Origin of the sequence: Actinomadura sp. KC345 (assembly GCF_004348515.1) — a bacterium.
GTDB lineage: Bacteria > Actinomycetota > Actinomycetes > Streptosporangiales > Streptosporangiaceae > Spirillospora.
In genome coordinates this window covers 1-19829 of the sequence record NZ_SMKH01000037.1, presented here as the reverse complement: position 1 = coordinate 19829, position 19829 = coordinate 1, and the positions used below count along the sequence as shown (strand labels likewise).

The 19829-nt window shown below is 73.5% G+C and carries 17 protein-coding genes, 3 tRNA genes and 1 pseudogene; 14 read left to right on the top strand and 7 right to left on the bottom strand.

The window, feature by feature from the left end; translation table 11 throughout:
- Positions 1 to 162: 162 nt before the first annotated feature.
- The 3 genes from E1281_RS40105 (at position 163) to E1281_RS09215 (ending at position 459) form a co-directional block, all read left to right on the top strand.
- A tRNA-Trp gene (locus E1281_RS40105) sits at positions 163 to 234 on the top strand.
- Between the two features lie 15 nt (positions 235 to 249).
- Positions 250 to 320 (top strand) — tRNA-Ala (locus E1281_RS09220).
- A 54-nt stretch (positions 321 to 374) separates the two neighbouring features.
- A tRNA-Ser gene (locus E1281_RS09215) sits at positions 375 to 459 on the top strand.
- Positions 460 to 481: 22 nt separating this feature from the next.
- Here E1281_RS09215 and E1281_RS09210 read toward each other — a convergent pair.
- Complete coding sequence (locus E1281_RS09210) at positions 482 to 1819, bottom strand: pyridoxal phosphate-dependent aminotransferase (protein ID WP_131876850.1); 1338 nt, start codon at positions 1817 to 1819, stop codon at positions 482 to 484.
- A gap of 156 nt (positions 1820 to 1975) precedes the next feature.
- Here E1281_RS09210 and E1281_RS09205 point away from each other — a divergent pair, with 156 nt between their 5' ends.
- The 5 genes from E1281_RS09205 (at position 1976) to E1281_RS09185 (ending at position 8044) form a co-directional block, all read left to right on the top strand.
- On the top strand, positions 1976 to 2902 hold the full coding sequence (locus E1281_RS09205) for a LysR family transcriptional regulator (RefSeq protein WP_131876849.1): 927 nt from the start codon (positions 1976 to 1978) through the stop codon (positions 2900 to 2902).
- Between the two features lie 267 nt (positions 2903 to 3169).
- The gene (locus E1281_RS09200; protein WP_131876848.1) at positions 3170 to 3952 is read left to right on the top strand and encodes a VC0807 family protein; all 783 of its coding nucleotides are present in this window, start codon (positions 3170 to 3172) and stop codon (positions 3950 to 3952) included.
- A 132-nt stretch (positions 3953 to 4084) separates the two neighbouring features.
- Entirely contained in the window at positions 4085 to 5254 is a 1170-nt protein-coding gene (locus E1281_RS09195) for an Ig-like domain-containing protein (protein WP_243716734.1), read from the top strand.
- Positions 5255 to 5454: 200 nt separating this feature from the next.
- Positions 5455 to 6636, top strand: a complete 1182-nt coding sequence (locus tag E1281_RS09190; RefSeq protein ID WP_243716732.1) for an Ig-like domain-containing protein — start codon at positions 5455 to 5457, stop codon at positions 6634 to 6636.
- 61 nt (positions 6637 to 6697) lie between these two features.
- Complete coding sequence (locus tag E1281_RS09185) at positions 6698 to 8044, top strand: glycosyltransferase family 4 protein (RefSeq protein WP_243716730.1); 1347 nt, start codon at positions 6698 to 6700, stop codon at positions 8042 to 8044.
- An 11-nt stretch (positions 8045 to 8055) separates the two neighbouring features.
- Here E1281_RS09185 and E1281_RS09180 read toward each other — a convergent pair whose 3' ends face one another.
- Positions 8056 to 8565, bottom strand: a complete 510-nt coding sequence (locus tag E1281_RS09180; protein ID WP_131876846.1) for a DUF664 domain-containing protein — start codon at positions 8563 to 8565, stop codon at positions 8056 to 8058.
- A gap of 223 nt (positions 8566 to 8788) precedes the next feature.
- Here E1281_RS09180 and E1281_RS09175 point away from each other — a divergent pair, with 223 nt between their 5' ends.
- Complete coding sequence (locus E1281_RS09175; RefSeq protein WP_165958843.1) at positions 8789 to 9760, top strand: sensor histidine kinase; 972 nt, start codon at positions 8789 to 8791, stop codon at positions 9758 to 9760.
- Here the strand turns inward: E1281_RS09175 and E1281_RS09170 are convergent.
- Both E1281_RS09170 and E1281_RS09165 read right to left on the bottom strand, forming a co-directional pair.
- Positions 9743 to 11017, bottom strand: coding sequence for a HAMP domain-containing sensor histidine kinase (locus tag E1281_RS09170; protein WP_131876844.1), 1275 nt, complete (start codon positions 11015 to 11017; stop codon positions 9743 to 9745). The two genes, E1281_RS09175 and E1281_RS09170, sit on opposite strands and share 18 nt — an antisense overlap.
- Positions 11014 to 11670: a response regulator transcription factor gene (locus tag E1281_RS09165; RefSeq protein ID WP_131876843.1), complete on the bottom strand. Its 657-nt coding sequence runs from the start codon at positions 11668 to 11670 to the stop codon at positions 11014 to 11016. The genes E1281_RS09170 and E1281_RS09165 overlap by 4 nt, the downstream gene beginning before the upstream one ends.
- Before the next feature lie 158 nt (positions 11671 to 11828).
- Between E1281_RS09165 and E1281_RS09160 the strand changes: the two genes are divergently transcribed.
- From E1281_RS09160 to E1281_RS09145, 4 genes are read left to right on the top strand one after another with little or no spacing between them, the layout of a single operon-like run.
- Positions 11829 to 12383 (top strand): hypothetical protein, encoded by a 555-nt coding sequence (locus E1281_RS09160; protein WP_131876842.1) that lies wholly within the window; start codon positions 11829 to 11831, stop codon positions 12381 to 12383.
- Positions 12383 to 13426, top strand: a complete 1044-nt coding sequence (locus E1281_RS09155) for a peptidoglycan-binding protein (RefSeq protein WP_131876841.1) — start codon at positions 12383 to 12385, stop codon at positions 13424 to 13426. The genes E1281_RS09160 and E1281_RS09155 overlap by 1 nt, the downstream gene beginning before the upstream one ends.
- Entirely contained in the window at positions 13423 to 14112 is a 690-nt protein-coding gene (locus E1281_RS09150) for an ABC transporter ATP-binding protein (protein ID WP_207943190.1), read from the top strand. Before E1281_RS09155 ends, E1281_RS09150 begins: the two co-directional genes overlap by 4 nt.
- Entirely contained in the window at positions 14109 to 15311 is a 1203-nt protein-coding gene (locus E1281_RS09145) for an ABC transporter permease (RefSeq protein ID WP_207943189.1), read from the top strand. The genes E1281_RS09150 and E1281_RS09145 overlap by 4 nt, the downstream gene beginning before the upstream one ends.
- Positions 15312 to 15366: 55 nt before the next feature.
- Here E1281_RS09145 and xylA read toward each other — a convergent pair whose 3' ends face one another.
- Both xylA and xylB read right to left on the bottom strand, forming a co-directional pair.
- Positions 15367 to 16527, bottom strand: coding sequence for a xylose isomerase (gene xylA / locus E1281_RS09140; protein ID WP_131876840.1), 1161 nt, complete (start codon positions 16525 to 16527; stop codon positions 15367 to 15369).
- Positions 16524 to 17945: a xylulokinase gene (gene xylB, locus E1281_RS09135; protein WP_131876839.1), complete on the bottom strand. Its 1422-nt coding sequence runs from the start codon at positions 17943 to 17945 to the stop codon at positions 16524 to 16526. The genes xylA and xylB overlap by 4 nt, the downstream gene beginning before the upstream one ends.
- 90 nt (positions 17946 to 18035) lie before the next feature.
- Here xylB and E1281_RS09130 point away from each other — a divergent pair, with 90 nt between their 5' ends.
- A complete protein-coding gene (locus E1281_RS09130) occupies positions 18036 to 19214 on the top strand; it encodes an ROK family transcriptional regulator (protein WP_131876838.1) in 1179 nt (392 codons plus the stop codon).
- On the opposite strand, the pseudogene E1281_RS40100 reads toward E1281_RS09130, so the two are convergent.
- A pseudogene (locus E1281_RS40100) lies at positions 19211 to 19829 on the bottom strand (glycoside hydrolase family 43 protein); the annotation flags it as partial. The gene E1281_RS09130 and the pseudogene E1281_RS40100 sit on opposite strands and share 4 nt — an antisense overlap.

Below are 19829 nucleotides of genomic sequence, written 5' to 3'. Positions count from 1 at the left end.
CACCACCCTTATATACGCCGGTCGGGCCGGGCGCTGATCGTTCGGGCGATCCATACCGGGAACCGATGACGGTGCGCATCCGGGCCGATACGCAGAAAAACGCTTTGTGTCCGTACGGGAACCTCCGCATCATTGAACACATCGAACAGCGCGAAGGCACGAAGGGGCGAGCCACCGGTTAGGCGGCCGGTCTCCAAAACCGGCGGAAAGTGGGTTCGACTCCTACCGCCCCTGCCGAGCACCGACGATGGGCTTGTGGTGTAACGGAAGCATGCTTCCCTTGCAAGGAAGTGATCAGGGTTCGACTCCCTGCTGGTCCACCGGCACGCGCGGCGGGCCGCCCGGTCTCCCGGACGGCCCGCCGCGCCCGCCGCGGAGGGTTGGCCGAACGGTAAGGCAGCAGTTTCGAAAACTGACGTCGAGGTGAAACTCGAAGGGGTTCGACTCCCTTACCCTCCGCAATTCCCGGCCTTTACCGGGCTCACGTCAGCGCCGGCTCCCCGGCGGTGACCGTCTCGGACAGGTCGGCGAGCACCTCGCCGAGGTGGTCCAGGGCGCCCGCGATCCAGGGCAGCGCCGCCGGCGCGGGGGAGGCCAGGGCCGCGAGGCGCTGCTCGTCGTCCTCCCCGTAGAGCAGGCTCGGCGCCACCCGCATCCGCAGGGACGCCGGGGCGTCCCCGAAGGAACTGCCGGGCAGGACGCCCACTCCGTAGCGCTCCAGCAGCAGATGCGTCAGCTCTCCGGCCGTCCGGACGCCGTGGTTCTCCCGGAGCGCGTCCCGGACCGGGCCGAAGTCGGGGTAGACGTAGAAGGCCGCCTCGGGCCGGGCGACCCGGGCCCCCGCGGCGGCGAACCGGTCGGCGACCGCGCTCGTGATCGCGGCGTGCAGGCGCCGGCTGCGGCCGACGTGCTCGACCAGTTCGGGCGGCTCGGCGAACGCGAAGGCGGCGGCGTGCTGCATCGGGGCCGGGGCGCTGGACCAGATCTCGCTCGCCACGCCCAGCAGGCTGTCGCGCAGCGCCCGTCCGAACGGGCCGTCCGGCAGCCGCGCGACGCCCAGCCGCCAGCCGCCCGCCGCCAGGCTCTTGCTCAGCGCGGTCGTCACCACGGTCCGCTCGGGCGCGTGCCGGGCCGGGCTCGGCGCCGTCCGCCCCGGCTCGTGCACCAGGTCGCGGTAGATCTCGTCGGAGATCACGACCAGGTCCTGCTCGCGCGCGACCGCGCACAGCCGCCGGACCGTGTCCTCGGAGGCGATCGTCCCCGTCGGGTTGTCGGGAAGCGTCACCACCACGGCCCGCACGTCCCGGCCCCGCGCGCGTGCCCGCACCAGGGCGTCGGCCAGCAGGGCCGGGCTCGGCACGCCGCCCTCGCCCGGCGGGGTGGCCACGCGGATCGGCTCGGCGCCGACCAGCGACGTCTGCGCGGCGTAGGTCACCCAGCTCGGCGTCGGCACCACGACGTCGCCGCCGAGCGCGGTGAGCAGGGCGTACAGGAGCGGCTTGCTGCCGGGGCCGGCGACGACCGCGGAGGGGTCGGTGGGCAGCCCGCGCCGGGCCCAGTAGCCGGCGGCTGCGGCGCGCAGCGCGGCGGACCCCGCGACCGGGCCGTAGGCTCCCCTGTCCGCGGCCGCGCCCAGCTCGCGGGTCAGCGCGGGATGTATCGGTATCCCGGCCTCCCCGAAGCCGAGGGGAAGGACGCGCCGGCCCTCCCCGCGTTTGCGCGCGATCGCCTCGTTGACCGCGAGCGTGGCCGACAGCGCGACCGGACGCGGCGAGAACGGCAACGGGCGGACGGACGCGGACTCTTTATGGGCACGCATGAATACTCCAAGACATGGCGAAAAAGGGCATGGCGAAATAGCGGCGGGTGACTGCGGATTCCCCCCGTGCGACCCCTGCCGGGCTTGATTCAATACTTGCCCGCTGCCAGCATCATCACAAGCGAGTCTCATCGATGGTGACCGTAAGGTGGACTGATGCTAGAGCTCCACCGCCTCCGGCTTCTGGCCGAGTTCGCCCGCCGCGGCAGCATCGCCGCGACCGCGTCCGCGCTCGGCTACACCTCGTCCGCGGTCTCCCAGCAGCTGTCGGCGCTCGAACGCGAGGCCCGCGTCCCGCTGCTGGACCGGACCGCCCGCAGCGCGGAGCTGACCGACGCCGGGCGCCGGCTGGCCGAGCGCGCCGAGGAGATCCTCGGCCTGGTGGAGACCGCCGAGGCGGAGCTGTCGGCGCAGTCGGACGCGCCGATGGGACGCGTCGTGGTCACCGCGTTCCCCACCGCGGCGGTCGCCCTCGCCCCCGCGCTGGCGCAGAGCCTCGGCGAGCATCCCGGGCTGACGTTCGTCCTGCGCCAGACCAGGCCCGGCGACGGCATCCGGCAGGTCCAGAACGGCGAGGTGGACATCGCGCTCATCGACGACTGGACGGGCAAGGTCCCCGACCAGTCGCCCGCGGCCCTGGAGTTCTTCCACCTGCGCCGGGACCCGCTGGTCCTCGTCGTCCCGTCCACGCACCCCATGTCGGACCCCGGCCGGCCCGTGGACCTGCAGCAGCTCCGGGAGGAGCCGTGGATGGCGGCGCCGCCCGGTGAAGGGTCCCGGCAGGCCCTCGAACGGATCCTGGACACGGTCGGCGGCGCCCGCCCCGTCCCGTGGGAGTTCGAGGGGCTGCACACCATCCTGAGCCTGGTGGCGCGGGGGATCGGCATCACGGCGGTGCCCGCGCTGGCCCTGGCCGCCGGCGACCAGGGCGTGGCGGTGCGGCGCATCCCCGAGTGCACGCTGGCCCGCGAGGTCTACGCCGTCACGAGGACCGCGAGCGTGCGCAGGCCCTCGGTGGCGGTCACGCTCCGGGCCATCTACGCCGCCGCCCGCGACGCTCAGCCCGCCCCGCCGGAGAGCTGAGCGAAGGGGCGGCTAACGTGGGAACGGAGACCGGGATCGCACCGGCTCACCCCGGCGATCTCCGGACGCCGCCCGGACCGGGCGAGGCGCGGAACCGAACCGGACGCCGACCGAACCAAACCGGACGCCGGACCGAACTAACGGTAGGACGGCCGCTCACCCCGGATCTTCCCAAAGGGGACATACGGGTGCGGATCATCACGTACGGTGGGGCGAATCGTGAGCACATCCGAGTTTCTGCACACCGATCGGGGAGCACCACACTCGATGGATCGACCCACGGCCATGCCCGCACCGCCCTCCGGGGCGGCGGAATCCCCCGAGCCCACGGCGGAGGCCCCCGCGGGCCTCACGCGCGCGGCCGGGCCCGGGGAGGCCCACGGCCACGGCCACATCGCCTTCGAGCTGCCGCGGGTGCCCGCGCTGCTCATGCACGCGCTCCCGAGGTTCGTCGAGGGCGTGATCGCCCCCGTCGTGGTGTTCTACGTCGCACTCATGCTCCTCGGGCTGACCGGGGCGCTCGTCGCCGCCGTCGCCTGGGTGTACGGCGGCATCATCTACCGGTACGTACGCGGGCATCCGGTCTCGGGGATGCTGATGCTGGCCGCGGTCGGCGTGACCGTCCGCGCGGCGCTGGCGGGCGCGACGGGCAGCGCGGTCGTCTACTTCCTGCAGCCGACGCTGGGGACGCTCTGCGTGAGCATGGCCTTCCTCGCCTCGGTGCCGCTGGGCAAGCCGCTGGCCATGAAGCTCGCCAAGGACATGGCGCCGATCCCCGACGCGTTCTACAAGCACGCCAGGGTCCACCGCTTCTTCCTGCGGATCTCGCTGCTGTGGTCGGCGGTGCTGCTGGCGAACGTGGGCGTCAGCCTGTGGATGCTGTTCAGCCAGTCGATCAGCATGTACCTGTGGATCCGCACCGGCATCGTCGCGGGGCTGGGCCTGATCGGCATCTCGGTCTCGGTCTGGGGCTTCAAGCGGCTCCTGCGCCACGTCAACCGCGAGCCGCACGCCGACCGCGAGGCGGCCGAAGGCGCCACCGCCGCCTGACCGGCCCCCGCATTCCCGCCTGACCTGTGATTCTTCCCGCCCCGGGAAGGCCGAACTTTCGGCCCACCCGGGGCGTCTCATTGTCAGATAGAGCGACACGGGGCTAGATCTTTGCGTTTGGGGGAGTCTGTGGTGACCAGGGGCCGTTTCAGGCTGGTGCTGACCGGCGGCACGGGCGCGGTGGCGATGCTCGTGGCCGGCTGCACGGTCGGCGGCGGCGAGGGCAGCCTGACCTCGGGAGGGTCGGGCGAGCCCGTGACGATCACGCCGGCGAACGGGACCGCGCAGGTCAAGCCGGACGGGACGATCGAGGTGAAGGCCTCGGACGGCGAACTGCAGAAGGTCACCGTCCAGGGCAAGGGCGCCACCGTGACCGGCCGGTTCGGCGACGAGCGCAAGACGTGGCGCTCCGACCGGACGATGACGCCCGGCACGTCCTACACCGTGACCGCTCAGGTCCGCGACGACGGCGAGACCCGCACGTCCACCAGCTCGTTCACCACGCTGAAGGCGGACAAGACGCTCAAGATCGCCGACGTCACGCCCAACCGCAAGGGCGAGAAGGTCGGCGTCGGCATGCCGATCATGGTCACCTTCGACGGGCCCGTCGCGAACAAGGCCGCGGTGGAGCGGACGCTGAGCGTCACGCCCGACAAGGCGGTCGAGGGCGCGTGGCGGTGGGACGGCGCCGACAAGGTCGTCTACCGCCCGAAGACGTACTGGCAGCCGCATCAGACGGTCCGCTTCCACGCGAAGCTGGCCGGCGTGAACGCGGGAGGCGGCGTCTACGGCGCGCAGGACGAGCAGGTGAACATCGCCCTCGGCGCCGCCCAGATCACGACCGGGAACATCGGTAAGCACCGCATGACCGTGACGCGGGACGGCAAGAAGGTCCGGACCCTCCCGTTCAGCGCGGGCAACGGGCAGACGCGGGAGTACACCACCACCAGCGGCGTCCACCTGCTGATGGAGAAGGCCAACCCCGTCACGATGACGTCCCCCGGCCGCAAGCCCGGAGACCCCGGCTACTACAAGCAGGTCGTCAACCACGGGGTCCGCTTCTCCTGGAGCGGCCAGTACACCCACTCGGCGCCCTGGTCGGTCGGCTCGCAGGGCTCGGCCAACGTCAGCCACGGCTGCATCAACCTCAGCCCCTCCGACGCGCGCTGGTACTACGACATCGCGCAGCGCGGCGACGTCCTCAAGCTGACCGGCAGCGACCGGCGGATCGAGGACGGCAACGGCTGGACGCAGTGGGAGATGTCGTTCGACGAGTGGCGCCAGGGCAGCGCCCTGAGCTGACCCGCGACGGCGCCGAGCGGCGAGATGGCGTCTCGTTGTACAACGCTTTGATCTCGGCCGACTACAAAAAGCAGGGGTGGCGGCATCGTCGACGACTTTTGTCGCTAATGTCTCCCTGGTAGACGGCGGGGTTACTGGAGGTTGAGGTGCAGCGGAGGCTTTCCGCAGGAGTTCGGGCGGGCGCGGGGCTGACGGGTGTCGTGCTACTCCTGACGACGGCCTGTAGCGGGGGAGACGAGGACAACGGGGTCACCGTGGGCGAGAAGGCCGACGCGCAGGCCCCCCAGGTGACGATCGACCCCGGCAACGGGAACACCAAGGCGAGCCCGGAGAAGGGCGTGACCGTGACCGCCGCGGGCGGCAAGCTCGACAAGGTCACCGTGACGCTCAAGGGCAAGCCGGTGGACGGCACGATGTCCGCCGACAAGACGAACTGGAAGTCGCGCACGCTGCGCCCGGGCTCCAAGTACCAGGTCAACGCGGTCGCCACGAGCCCGCAGGGCAAGTCGTCCACGGTCTACGCCACGTTCGCCACGCACAGGGCGCCGCGGGAACTCGAGATCGTCGACATCACACCGACCAAGAACGAGAAGGTCGGCGTCGGCATGCCGATCCAGGTCGTCTTCAACCAGGAGGTCGGCGACAAGAAGGCCGTGGAGCAGGCCCTGGAGGTCAAGTCCACCAAGCCCGCCACCGGCGCGTGGTACTGGATGAACGACACCACGGTGATCTTCCGGACCAAGAACGGCGAGTACTGGCAGCCCAACCAGAGGGTGTCGTTCAAGGCCAAGCTGGCCGGTGTGAAGTCGGGCAAGAAGACCTACGGCACCTCCGACTACAGCCGCGGCTTCCGCGTCGGCGACTCCCACATCACCCACATCAGCACCAAGGCCAAGAAGGCCATCGCCAAGGAGAACGGCAAGAAGGTCCGAAGCTGGCCCATCAGCGCGGGCAAGGGCGGGCGAGTGGTCAACGGCGTCGACACCTTCCTCACCGCCAGCGGCATCCACCTGACCATGGGCAAGGAGAATCCGGCGATCATGACGTCGGAGTGGATGGGCGTCGACCCGGAGGACAAGGCGAACGGCGGCTACAAGGAGGTCATCCCCTGGGCGGTGCGGATCTCCAGCAGCGGTGAGTTCGTCCACGAGATGGCGTCCACGGTCTGGGCGCAGGGCCGCCAGAACGTCAGCCATGGCTGCATCAACTCGCCGCCCAAGGACGCCCGCTGGTTCTACAAGTGGTCCTACCGCGGTGACCCGGTGATCGTCACCGGCAGCAAGCGCGAGCTCGAGTGGAACAACGGCTGGAGCTACCACGAGATGTCGTGGAACCGCTGGGTCAAGGGAAGCGCCCTCGACCGTACCGTGACCACCGGGTGACATTGACCCGGGTCCTCCGCGGGAAGGGAGCCGGACACGGCCGCCTGTGAAGGGGACCCCGGTGAAGGAACCAGCGCGAAGACCGCGCCTGCGGCGCCGCGTCAGGCGCGGAGCACACCGTGCTCTGCGCCGCGCGGCGCTCTGTGCGTTGCGCCCGCTGCGATGGAGGCGGGTTCCCCCGCCGGGGGAGCGGCTCCGCGTCCGGGTCCTCCTCCAGAACGCCCACGGCACCGGCGGCACGATCCACACCGTGCTGAACCTGTGCGGGCACCTGACCCGTGACCACGACATCGAGATCGTCAGCGTCCTGCGCCGGAGCAGGAGACCGTTCTTCCCGGTGCCCGGCGACGCCGCGCTCACCTACGCCGACGACCGCTTCGCCCCCAAGGGCAGGGCGGCCCGCCTCCTGGCGCGCCTGCCGAGCGTCCTGATCCCCGCCGAGGAGGCGTCCTTCCGCCTCATGAGCCTCTGGTCGGACGTCTGCCTCCTGCGCGCCCTCTACCGCTCACCGGCCGACGTGCTCATCGGGACCCGCCCGTCCCTCGTCCTGCTGGCCGCGGAGCTCGCGCCGCGCGGCACCGCCACGATCGGGCAGGACCACATGAGCCTGGAGTCCTACCAGCCCGCCCTCCGGCGGCAGGTCGTCCGCGCCTACCGCCGGCTCACCGTCCTCAGCGTCCTCACCGAGCCCGCCCGCGCCGGCTACGAGAGCGCCCTCGCCGGATCCGGCGTCCGCATCGTGCGGATCCCCAACGCCGCGCCGCCGCTCCCGGGCCGGCCGTCGCGGCGCGCGGACGAGGTCGTTCTGGCGGCCGGGCGGCTCGTGAGCAACAAGGGCTTCGACCTGCTGATCCGCGCCTTCGCGCCGATCGCCGCCGAGCATCCCGGCTGGACGCTGCGCATCTTCGGCTCCGGGGTGCGCCGGGACCGGCTCGCCGCGCTGATCGACGAGCTCGGCCTCGCCGGGCGGGTCCGGTTGTGCGGACTCACCCGCGACCTGCACGGCGAGATGGCGCGCGCGTCGATCTACGCCCTGTCGTCGCGCCGCGAGGGCATGCCGATGGTCATCATCGAGGCCATGGGCATGGGGCTACCGGTCGTGTCGTTCGACTGTCCGTTCGGCCCGCCCGAACTGATCACGCACGGCCGCGACGGCCTGCTGGTCCCGACCGGGGACGTGGACGCGCTCACCGCCGCGCTCCGCGAGCTGATCGCGGACCCCGCGCTCCGCGACCGCCTCGGCGAGCAGGCCGTGCGGTCCGCCCGCGCCTACGACCTGGAGCACATCGGCGCGCGATGGTCCCGCCTCATCTCCGGGCTGCATCCGTCCGCGCCGCGAGACTCCGTCCCGTGGGACGGCGAGACCGCCGGAGATCCCGGCCTGAGCGTGTCCGGCGGCGACCGGTAGCCGGGGCGGGCTCAGCCGCGCGGCAGGAGGCCGCGGACGAAGGCGGCCTGGCCGGCGTGCTGCAGATCGTCGGAGACGACGCTGATCAGCCGCACGGCGAGCGTCACCGGCGGGTCCCAGGCGCGGTCCACGACCCGGTCCAGATCGCCGTCGGTGAGCGAGGCCACGTACTCGACCGTCCTGTCGTGCACGGCGTCGTGATAACCGGTCAGCAGTTCCGCCGATTCGACCCGGACGGCGGCGACCTCGTCGCCGGTGTGGCCGTACCCCGTGTCGGACGGGTCGAGCGGGAGGCCGAACCGTTCCGCCCAGCCCTCGTCCGTCCACACCTGCGAGGTGCCGGCGGCGCCGGCGATGTGGTCGTCCTGGACGCGGGTGAGGTGCCAGACGAGCCAGCCGATCGAGTTGGCCTCGCCGCCGGGCCGGTACGCGAGCTGCCGCGGGGCGAGCCCGCCGGCCGCGCCGTGGACCTCCTCCCGGATCCGCCCGAACGCGTCGGTGAGCAGTTGCGCGCTGGTCATTGACTGACGCTACCCGGCCGCGGCCCCGCCCAACCGGAACCGCGCCCGGCCGCGGCGAGGCCGTTTCCGGCATTCCGCTTGATACTCAAAGTGATCCATACGATCCTTAGCGTGGCCGTTCTCCGCCCGGGGGCGCCGCGTGCGCGGGCGGAGCGGCCGGTGGGGACGGCGCCGGGGGATGCAGGACGGACGCCGGTGTTGGCGTGAAGAGGGGGAACCGGGGGTGGGGAGCTCGGCGTTCGTTCACCACGGCTGCGTATACGGCGGTGAGGAGGAGTTCCTGCGGATGGCCGTCCCGTTCATCGACGGGGGCCTGCGGCGGGAGGAACCGGTGCTGGTCGCCACCACGCCGGTCAACCTCGACCTTGTGCGGACGGCGCTCGGCCGCCACGCGCGCAACGTCGACTTCGCGGAGACCGCGTACTTCGGCCGCCGCCCGTCGCAGCGCGTGGGCGCCTTCACCGGCTACCGGCACCGGCATCCCCGCGCCGCCCGGGTCCGGATCCTCGCCGAGCCCGTCTGGTCCGGGCGGTCCGCGCGGCAGGTCGAGGCGCTGGAGTGCATGGAATCCGCACTCAACACCGTGCTCGCCGGGAGCGGCATCCACATGATCTGCCCCTACGACGCCCGCGTCGTCGAACCGGAGATCGTCGGCAACGCGTGGCGCACCCATCCGCACATGGTCCACGGCACCGACGTGGCCGCGAGCCCCGGTTACGTCGACCCCGTCGCGTTCGTCCGCACGCGGGCCTCGCGGCTGGCCGGCCGCCCCGACGACGCCGTCACGCTGACGTTCGCCGGGGACCTCAGCCGGATCCGGCACGCCATCGTGATGGAGACCGCGATGCTGGGACTGGCCGGGGAGCACCTGATGATCTTCTCCGCCGCGATCGGCGAGCTGCTCACCGGCACCGACGCGGACGAGACCGGGGAACTGCCGAGCGTCGCGCTGTGGTCGCGGCCCGGCGAGGTCGTGTGCGACATCCGCCTGCCCGCCACCACCGCCCTCGACCCGTTCATCGGGCTGCACCCGCCGACGCTCGACCCGAGGCCCGGCGACGGGTTCTGGCTCGCCCGGCAGATCTGCGACCACCTCGACGTGCGGCCCGGCGCGGACGGCACCACGGTCCGGCTGCACACCCCGACGCCGCGCGTCGACGAGCTGCACCGGGGCGGGTCATCCTCCGGCGGCTGAGGCGCTCTCCCGTGCGGCGGCGTCCTGCGCGGCGTCCTTCTCCGCGCCCCGGCGGGAGGCGGGCTCGGGGACGGGCAGCCGGACCGTGACGACCAGCCCGCCGCCCGGGCGGGGCGCGGCGGTCACGGTGCCGCCGTGGGCGGTCGCCGTGGCGCGGACGATCGACAGCCCCAGCCCGGAGCCGCGATCCGACCGCACCCGGTCGTTGCCGAGCCGGCGGAACGGCTCGAAGATCGTCTCGACCTCGTAGGCGGGCACGACCGGCCCGGTGTTGGTGACGACGACCTCGGCCCGGCCGTCCCGCTCCCCGGTGGCGACCGCGAGGTCGCCGCCGTCGTGGTTGTGCCGGATCGCGTTCTCGACGAGGTTCTGCACGAGCCGCTCGATGAGGACCGGATCGCCGGAGGTGGCGGCCGGATCGAGGGCGCGCACGGAGACCACCCCGCGGGCCTCGGCCTCCGCGGCCGCCTGGTCGAGGACGTGGGCCGCCACGTCCGCCAGGTCCAGGGGGCCTGCGCCGGTCACGACGTTCTCGGTGCCCGCGAGCGTGAGGAGCCCGTCGATCAGCCGCTCGTGCCGCCCGTTGACGACCAGCAGCGACTCGCCGAGCCGCTTGACGTCGTCGGTGGCGTCCGGGCGGCGCACCGCCACGTCGACGAGCGTGCGGTTGATGGCGAGCGGGGTGCGCAGCTCGTGCGAGGCGTTCGCGGCGAACCGGCGCTGGCCGTCGAACGCCCTGGCCAGCCGGGCGAGCATGGTGTCGAAGGCGTCGGCCAGCTCCTTGACGTCGTCGCGCGGGCCCTCGTAGGCGATCCGCTCGGTGAGGTCGTGGCTGCGCGCCACCCGCCCCGCCGTCTCGGTGATCGTGTGGACGGGACGCAGCGCCCGGTCGGCCAGCAGCCACCCGAAGCCCAGCCCCGCCGCGGCCACCACCCCGAGGGCGATGCCGCCCTGGGTCAGCAGCGCGGCGAGCGTCTCGCGCCGCGACTCCTCCCGCGCCTGGACCAGCGCCCCCTCGACCCGCTTGACCGAGAGCTCGGGCGGCTCCATGGCCGGCTGGGACGGCGCGACCACGGTGCCGCCGGTCTCGAGCGCGTTGGTCGCGTCGACGGGGTCGCTCTGCCGTTCGAGATTGCCCTGCACCAGGATGTAGGTCAGACCCAGCAGGAACACGCCCGCGCCCAGGAACAGGCCCGTGTACAGGAGGGTGAGCCGCATCCGGATCGTGGGCCGCAGGCGTTCGGTGATCCCCTTCATGGAACTCGGTACCCCGATCCCGGAACGGTCTCGATGACCGGCGGGTCGCCGAGTTTGCGGCGCAGCTTCATCAGCGTGACCCGGACCGTGTTGGTGAACGGGTCGGTGTGCTCGTCCCACACCTTCTCCAGCAGCCGCTCGGCCGGCACGACCGTCCCCTCCGCGCGCAGCAGCTCGGCGAGCAGCCCGAACTCCTTGCGGGCCAGGTGCACGTACCGCCCGTCGCGGTACACCTCCTGGCGGGACGGGTCGAGCCTGATCCCGGCGCGTTCCAGCGCCGGTGGCGCCGCCGGGCGGGCGCGGCGGCCGAGGGCCTGGACCCGCGCCACCAGTTCCTCGAACGCGAACGGCTTGGTCAGGTAGTCGTCCGCGCCGATCCGCAGCCCCTCCACCCGCGCGGGCACGGCGACGGCGGCGGTGAGCATCAGGACCCGGACGAGCGCGCCGGACTCCACGGCGGCGCGGCAGACGTCGTCGCCGTGCACGACCGGCAGGTCCCGGTCCAGGACGAGCACGTCGTAGTCGTGCACGGCGAGGCGTTCGAGCGCCGCGTCCCCGTCGTAGACGACGTCCACGGCCAGGGCCTCGGCCCTGAGGCCCTCGGCGATCGAATCGGCGAGCATCCGCTCGTCCTCGGCGATCAGTACCCGCACGTCGTGTCCTTTCCCCTCCGCCGTCCTGCCCGCCCCAGCTTCGGGCAACGGGCGTAACGCCGGCGTAACGCGATCCGGTTACGCCGGGGTTATCGGCTCGCGGCTGGACTTGTCCCCGCCGCCGGCGGTGCCGGCGGAGACGACAAGGAGACCGATCGATGCGACGACAGACCCTTGCGGCGCTGGGCCTCGTCCCTGCTCTCGCCCTCGGAGTGCCGGCGTGCGGGGGCGACGGGACCGGCGGGTCCGGCGCGACGGCCGAGGCCGCGAGCGACACGGAGAAGATGCGCGAGTTCGCCCAGTGCATGCGCGACAACGGGGTGGACATGCCGGATCCGTCGAGTGACGGCAAGGTCACGATCGCTCAGAGTGCCCGCCCCGGTGAGGCCGGCGGTCCCGGCGGCCCCGGCGGGAACGACAGGGTCGCCGCGGCGCAGGAGAAGTGCCGGCACCTGATGCCGAACGGCGGCAAGCCGAAGAAGATGAAGCCGGAGGACGTGGCGAAGATGCGTGCCTTCTCCGCGTGCATGCGCGACAGCGGGATCAGCGAGTTCCCCGATCCCGACTCCGACGGCCGCATGCTGCTCAAGGCCGGGCCGGGTACCGGGATCGACCTGGAGAGCAGCGAGTTCAAGGCCGCGCAGAAGGCGTGCGCGAAGCTCAGGCCGGAGGGCGACGACGGCCCGGGCACCGACGGCAAGGCCGGCGACTAGTGCCCAGGACGCGCACCGCCGTCCTGGGCGCCGCGGGGGTGGTCGTCGTCGGCGGCGCGGGCCTGGCGACGGCCGGCCTCGGCGGCGGCGACGGCGGCCCCGCCGCCGCGCACGGCTCGCCGCCCGCGACCGCGCCGATCGAGCGGACGACGCTGGTCGAGACCCAGGACGTGGACGGCACGCTCGGGTACGGCGGCGCCCGCACGGTCGTCGGCACCGGCCGCGGCACCCTCACCTGGCTGCCCGGCGCCGGTTCCGTGATCTCCAGGGGGCGGCCGGTGTACCGGGTCGACGACAAGCCGGTGCCGCTCCTGTACGGCGGGCTGCCCCTGTACCGGACGCTCTCCGCGGGGAAGGAGGGCGCGGACGTCGAGCAGCTCGAACGGAACCTGCGGGCCCTCGGCTACACCGGATTCACCGTCGACGAGACCTACAGCGCCGCGACCGCGGCGGCCGTCAAGCGCTGGCAGGACGACCTCGGCGTCAAGGAGACCGGGACGGTGGAGCCGGGATCGGCCGCCGTCGCGTCCGGCCGGATCCGCGTGGCCGAGCGCAAGGCCCAGGTCGGTGACAAGCTCGGCGGCCCGGTCCTCACCTGCACCGGCACGACCCGTGTCGTGAGCGTGGACCTCGACGTGCAGTACCAGCGGCTCGCGGAGAAGGGGGCGGAGGTGGAGATCGAGCTCCCGTCCGGCGACACCACCAAGGGGAAGATCACTTCGATCGGGAAGGTCGCCAAGGAGGGCGACAGGGACCAGCCGACCACGATCGAGGTCACGATCGCGGTCGGCGGCCAGAAGTCGCTCGGCTCGTACGACAAGGCGCCCGTGGGGGTGCGCCTCACCGCGAACCGGCACCGCGGCGTCCTCGCCGTGCCGGTCGGCGCGCTGCTCGCGCAGGGCGACGGCGGCTACGCGGTCCAGGTCGTCCAGGACGGGCGCGTCCGCACGGTGCCGGTGGAGACAGGGGTGTTCACTGAGGGCCGGGTCGAGATCTCGGGCCCCGGCCTGGCCGAGGGCATGAAGGTGGGGGTCCCCTCATGAGCCCGGTGGTGGAGCTCCGGGCGGTCACCAAGACCTACCCGGGCGAGGTCGTCGCGCTGGACGCGGTGTCGCTGGCGGTCGAGGCGGGCGAGTCCGTCGCGATCGTCGGGCCGTCGGGGTCCGGGAAGTCGACGATGCTGCACATGCTCGGGACGCTGGACCGGCCGAGCGCCGGCACCGTCCTCATCGAGGGCGGGGACGTGTCGCGGCTGCCGGACCGGCGCCTGTCGGCGCTGCGCGCCCGGCGGATCGGCTTCGTGTTCCAGCAGTTCCACCTCGCCGCCGGAGTGAGCGCGCTCGACAACGTCGCCGACGGGCTCCTGTACGGGGGCGTGCCGCCGGCGGAGAGGCGGCGCCGGGCCCGCCGCGCCCTGGAACGCGTCGGGCTCGGGCATCGCCTGGGCCACCGGCCGCACCAGCTGTCCGGAGGCGAGAAGCAGCGGGTCGCGATCGCCCGCGCGGTGGCGGGGGAGCCGCCGCTGCTGCTGGCCGACGAGCCGACCGGGGCGCTGGACTCCGCATCGGGCGCGGGCGTCCTCGGCCTCCTGGGTGAACTGTCCGGCGCGGGGACGACCGTCGTCCTCATCACGCACGACCGGGACATCGCCGCGCTGATGCCGCGCCAGGTGCGGATGCACGACGGCCGGATCGTTCACGACGACGCACGGACGGAGGCGGCACGGTGAACGCGACGACCCCGAACGGGGACGCGCCCGCGCGGCTCGGCCCGGGGGACGTGCTCCGGGTCGGCGCCGCCGGCCTGCGCGCCCGCCCGACGCGGGTGTTCCTGTCCGCCCTCGGCATCGCGATCGGCATCGCGGCGATGATCGGCGTGGTCGGCATCTCGACGTCCAGCCGCGCCCAGCTGCAGGCCGCCCTCGACCGGCTCGGCACCAACCTGCTCACCGCCGGACCGGGTGAGGACCTCCTGGGCGACCCCTCGGAACTGCCCGCGGAGTCCGTCGGCATGGTGGCACGGATGCCCGACATCGAGTCGGCGTCGGGCACGGCGGAGCTGGAGGACGCCAAGGTCTACCGGAACGACCGCATTCCGGAGGGCGAGAGCGGCGGCATCAGCGTCCTCGCGGCGCGTCTCGACCTGCCCCGGACCGTCGGTCTCACCATGGCGGCCGGGAGCTGGCTCAACACGGGGACGGCGCGGTACCCGGCCGTGGTGCTCGGCTCGTCGACGGCCGGCCGGCTCGGCGTCTCCGGACCGAACGTCCAGGTGTGGCTGGGTTCGCAGTGGTTCACCGTCGTCGGCATCCTGAACCCGAACGAGCTGGCGCCGGATCTGGACTCCGCCGCGCTCGTCGGCTGGGAGGCCGCAACGGCGAACCTGGGCTTCGACGGTCGCCCGACGACCATCTACGCCCGCGCCCACGAGGACGCGGTCGAGAAGGCGCGGGAGCTGCTGGCCGCGACCGCAAACCCTCAGGCTCCGAACGAGGTCGAGGTCAGCCGCCCCTCGGACGCGCTCGCGGCCCGGAACGCCACCGACAGGGCGTTCACCGGCCTGCTCCTCGGCCTCGGCGGTGTCGCTCTCCTGGTCGGCGGAGTCGGCATCGCCAACACCATGGTGATCTCGGTCCTGGAGCGCCGGGCCGAGATCGGCCTGCGCCGCTCCCTCGGCGCGACCCGCGGCCAGATCAGGCTGCAGTTCCTCACCGAATCGCAGTTGCTGGCGGCGCTCGGCGGCGCCGGCGGCGTGGCGCTCGGCACCGCCGTCACAGCGGTCTTCGCCGTGACACAGGACTGGCCGGTCGTCGTCCCGGTCTGGGCGATGGCGGGCGGCATCCTCGCCACCCTCGTCATCGGCGCCGTCGCCGGCCTCTACCCGGCCGTCCGCGCCGCGCGCCTGGCCCCCACGGAGGCGCTGTCCTAGCCGGAGGCCCGCCCCAGGGAGGCGGGGCGGGCCTCCCGCGGGTGAGGCGGCCCTCTCAGGAGCGAACGCCGTAGAGGTGTTCGAGGGCGAGCTGGTCGAGGTGCTCGAAGGCGGTGCGGCGGGCGCCCAGGGCCTCGGCGTCGACGTCGGCGCCGCGGACCGAGCGCCAGTCCTCGCCGTCGTCGAGGGTCGGCCGGGCGAGTTCGTCGAGCTTGGCCTCGCGCAGTGCGGCCTGGACGTCCGGGTCGGCGCGGAACGCGCGGACCTTCGCGCGCAGGATCAGCCAGTTGCGCATGCACGCGGCCGCCGAGTCCCACACGCCCCCGTCGTCCTCGGTGCGGGGCGGCTTGAAGTCGAAGTGGATCGGGCCGTCGTAGTCGCTCTGGTCGATCAGGTCCACGACCCAGAACGCGCCTCGGGTGTTGCCGGCGCCGAACCGGAGGTCCTGGTCGTAGCGGGGACCGTGCTGCCCGTTGAGGTCGATGTGGAAGAGCTTGCCCTGCCAGAGGGCCTGGGCGACGCCGTGCGCGTAGTTGAGCCCGGCCATCTCCTCGTGCCCGACCTCGGGGTTGAGCCCGACGCGCTCGGGGCGCTCCAGGGTCTGGATGAAGGCCAGCGCGTGGCCGATGGTGGGAAGCAGGATGTCGCCGCGCGGCTCGTTCGGCTTCGGCTCGATCGCGAACCGCAGGTCGTAGCCCTGGTCGGCGACGTAGGCGCCGAGGACGTCGAACGCCTCCTTGTAGCGGTCCAGCGCCGCCCGGACGTCCTTGGACGCCCCGGACTCGGCGCCCTCCCGGCCGCCCCAGCAGACGTAGGTCCTCGCCCCGAGCTCGGCGGCCAGGTCGAGGTTGTCCATGACCTTGCGCAGCGCGAACCGGCGGATGTCGCGGTCGTTGGCGGTGAACGCGCCGTCCTTGAAGACGGGGTGGCCGAACAGGTTCGTGGTGGCGGTGGTCACCACGAGGCCGGTCTCGTCCAGCGCCTTGCGGAACGCGTCGATCCGGCCCTGACGCTCCGCGGGCGCGGCGTCGAAGTCGAACACGTCGTTGTCGTGGAAGTTCACGCCGTAGGCGCCGATCTCGGCGAGCTCGCGGACGGCGCGGTCGGCGGGCATCGGCGGCCGGGTGCCGGGGCCGAACACGTCGACGCCCTGCCAGCCGACCGTCCAGATGCCGAACGAGAACCTGTCCTCGGGTGCGGGCGTGAAGTCGCTCATGGGATACCTCCTCGGATCTCCGGGGCGGAGTCGCGCAGCGCGGCGTAGCGTGCGCGGATCTCCTCCCCGGTCTGCTCGGTGACGTGCCCGGTCGCCGGCGGCGCAGGCCATTCGGTCGCCGGCGGCGCCGGCCAGGCGGGCGGCTCGGGCGTGCCGGCGAGGGCCCACGCGGCCTGGCGCGCGGCCCCGAGCGCGACGTACTCGGCGGGCTCGGGCACGGTGACGGGCGTCCCGAGGATCGCCGGGGCGAGGGTCCGGACGGCCTCGGACCGGGCCCCGCCGCCGATCAGCAGCGTGCGGCGGGGCCGGACGCCCTGCGCGGCGAGGTGGTCGACGGCGTCGGCGAGGGAGCACAGCAGCGCCTCCACCGCGGCCCGCGCCACGTTCTCCCGCGTCGCGTTGGACGTGGTGAGCCCGGCGAGGACGCCGGTCGCGTCCGGGCGGTCGGGGGTGCGCTCGCCGTCGAGGTAGGGCAGCAGCGTCAGGCCGCCCGCGCCGGGCTCGGCGGCGAGGGCGAGCGCCGACAGCCCGTCCAGCGCGGTCCCGGTCATGGCCGCGGCCGCCGACAGGATCCGGGCGGCGTTCAGCGTGGCGACGAGCGGCAGGTACCGGCCGGTGGCGTCGGCGAACCCCGCGACCAGGCCGGACGGGTCGGCGGCGGGCTCGTCCGCGACCGCGAAGGCCGTGCCGGACGTGCCGATCGACACCACGACGTCGCCGGGCCGCAGCCCGAGGCCGAGCGCGGCGCCCATGTTGTCGCCGGTGCCGGGGCCGAGCGCCGCGCCCCACGCCGTCTCGCCCACGCGCTCGCCCGGTGCCGCGACCCGCGGCGGCTCGGCGTCGCGGCCGAGCGCGGCGCGCAGCAGCTCGGGCAGGTACGCGCCGGACGCGGGGGACCAGTAGCCGGTGCCGGACGCGTCCCCGCGGTCGGTGACCGGCTCGGGCGCTCCGAGCCGCAGCGTCAGCCAGTCGTGCGGGAGCAGCACCCGCTCGGTGCGCCGCGCGTTGCCGGGTTCGTGCTCGGCCATCCAGCGGAGCTTGGTCACGGTGAAGGAGGCGGGCGGGACGCTGCCGGTCCGCTCCGCCCACGCCTTCGCGCCGCCGAACTCCTCGACGAGGGTGCGGGCCTGGGGCGCCGAGCGCGTGTCGTTCCACAGCAGCGCGGGCCGGACGACCTCGCCCGCGCCGTCGAGCGCGACCATGCCGTGCTGCTGCGCGGCGACGGCGACCGCGTCGGCCCGTTCGAGCAGGCCGCGGACCCGTGAGAGCGCGCTCCACCAGTGGCCGGGATGGCATTCGGTCCCGTCCGGGTGCGGGGCCGACGCCTCGGCGACCACGGTGCCGTCCCCGGCGCGGCACAGGACGGCCTTCGTCGACTGCGTCGAGGAGTCGACGCCCGCGACCAGGCTCCCGTCCATCCGCCCCGCCTTTCGTAAAGAGCTTGGACGAATTAACGTAGCAGAGGAGCGAGGCCCTGCCTATACACGCGATTCATTTAGGGTTCATCCATGACGAAGTCCGCGAACGCCCCCGTCCGGCACGCCACGATGCGCGGGCGGAACCTCGCCGTCGTCCTGGAGCACATCGCCCGCCACCAGCCCGTGACCAGGGCGCGCCTCGCCGAGCTGACGGGCTTCACCAAGACGACCGTCTCCAACCTCGTCGCCCTCCTGGAGAGCGCGGGGCTGGTGCTGGGCGGCGCGCCCGTCCACGAGGGCGAGCGCGGGCGGCCGGGGGTGGGCGTGTCCATCCGCGGCGACGGCGCCGCCGGGCTGGGCCTGGAGGTCAACGTCGACTACCTCGCCGCCTGCGTGGTGGACCTCGGCAGGCAGGTCCGCTACCGGCACGTCGTCGACTCCGACAACCGCGGGCGCGAACCCGGAGCCGTCCTCGGCGCCCTCTCCGCGCTCGCCGGCGAGGCCGTCTCCGCGGTGTCCGGGCAGGGCCTGACCGTCGCGGGTGCGGCGGTCGCCCTTCCCGGCATGCTCGACCGCGAGGCCGGCGTCGTCCGGCACGCCCCGAACCTCGGCTGGACCGACGTCCCCGTCACCGGCGTCCCCGGCCACGAGGCGGCGTTGCCGGCCGAGTACGACAACGAGGCGAACCTCGCCGCGCTCGGCGAGCTGTGGTTCGGCGGCGGCGCCCGGTTCGGCGACTTCGTGCACGTCTCGGGCGAGATCGGGATCGGCGCGGGCATCGTCGTGGACGGCCGGGTGTTCCGCGGAGCCCACGGTTTCGCCGGGGAGCTGGGGCACCTGGTGGCCGAGCCCGGCGGGCCGCCCTGCTCCTGCGGTGCCCGGGGATGCCTGGAGCAGATCGCGGGACAGGAGGCGATCCTGCGCGCCGCGGGACCCGTGGGCTCGGTGAGCGCGCTCATCGACCGGCTGGAGTCCGGCGATCCGGCCGCCCGGGACGCGGTGGACCGCGCCGGCCGCGCGCTCGGCGGCGCGCTCGCCGCCGTCGTCAACCTGATCGACCCGGACACCGTCGTGCTCGGCGGCGTCTTCTCGCCGCTGGCCCCATGGATCCGGCCCCCGCTCCAGGCCGTCCTGGCGGACGGCCCCGGATCGCTGCGCCGCGGCGCGCCGCCGGTCGAGGTCTCCGGCCTGGCCGAGGGCGCCGCGGTCCTGGGCGCCGCCGGCCTGGTCATCGAGCACGTGCTGGCCGACCCCGCCCTCCTCCTTTAGAGCGGGCGGTACTCGAACCAGGCGAAGTCGGCGTGGTTGCCGCTCGCCCGGCCGTTCGCGGTGGCGTACAGGCCGATGTAGGCGCCGGTGAAACCGCCCGCGACCTGGCTGGTCAGGACGTCTCCGTCCACGGGATCGCCGAGCGGCGTCCAGCCGCCCGGGTCCACGGCGCTTCCGGGGCCGGCCGAGTAGGACGCCTGGTACCAGCGGCCGCGGGCCTCGAAGCCGAGGCGGACGCGGCCGGGGGCGGCCGGCGCCTCGGCCAGCACCGTCTCGATCCCCTGCTCCCGCTTGACGAGGCGGAGCCCCTGGCTCGTCGAGACCAGGACGACGTGGAAGTCGGCGTTCTGGACGAGGGCGAGGCCCGCCCACTCCTCGTCGGCGGGAACGAAGTCGAGCGAGGTGAAGGCGGCGAAGTCCGGATGCTGCTGCCGCCGCCCGACGAACGAGGGGTTCGCGGTGTCGGCGAGGCTCTCCGGCCGGACGCGCAGCCGCAGCCGGCCGGGACGTTCGTCCAGGCTCCACCAGCGCTCCCGGGGAGTGCGCAGCATGTTCCAGACCGGGGCCAGCTCCGGCCCGTCGAACTGGTCGCACGACGGGACGGCGGGCCAGGGG

Bases quoted from the DNA above. Each gene is read 5' to 3' on its own strand.
- E1281_RS09170 (WP_131876844.1), bottom strand. From the start codon at position 11,017: ATGAAGGGGATCACCGAACGCCTGCGGCCCACGATCCGGATGCGGCTC.
- E1281_RS09205 (WP_131876849.1), top strand. From the start codon at position 1,976: ATGCTAGAGCTCCACCGCCTCCGGCTTCTGGCCGAGTTCGCCCGCCGC.
- E1281_RS09210 (WP_131876850.1), bottom strand. From the start codon at position 1,819: ATGCGTGCCCATAAAGAGTCCGCGTCCGTCCGCCCGTTGCCGTTCTCG.
- E1281_RS09160 (WP_131876842.1), top strand. From the start codon at position 11,829: ATGCGACGACAGACCCTTGCGGCGCTGGGCCTCGTCCCTGCTCTCGCC.
- E1281_RS09200 (WP_131876848.1), top strand. From the start codon at position 3,170: ATGGATCGACCCACGGCCATGCCCGCACCGCCCTCCGGGGCGGCGGAA.
- E1281_RS09130 (WP_131876838.1), top strand. From the start codon at position 18,036: ATGACGAAGTCCGCGAACGCCCCCGTCCGGCACGCCACGATGCGCGGG.
- E1281_RS09180 (WP_131876846.1), bottom strand. From the start codon at position 8,565: ATGACCAGCGCGCAACTGCTCACCGACGCGTTCGGGCGGATCCGGGAG.
- xylA (WP_131876840.1), bottom strand. From the start codon at position 16,527: ATGAGCGACTTCACGCCCGCACCCGAGGACAGGTTCTCGTTCGGCATC.
- xylB (WP_131876839.1), bottom strand. From the start codon at position 17,945: ATGGACGGGAGCCTGGTCGCGGGCGTCGACTCCTCGACGCAGTCGACG.
- E1281_RS09150 (WP_207943190.1), top strand. From the start codon at position 13,423: ATGAGCCCGGTGGTGGAGCTCCGGGCGGTCACCAAGACCTACCCGGGC.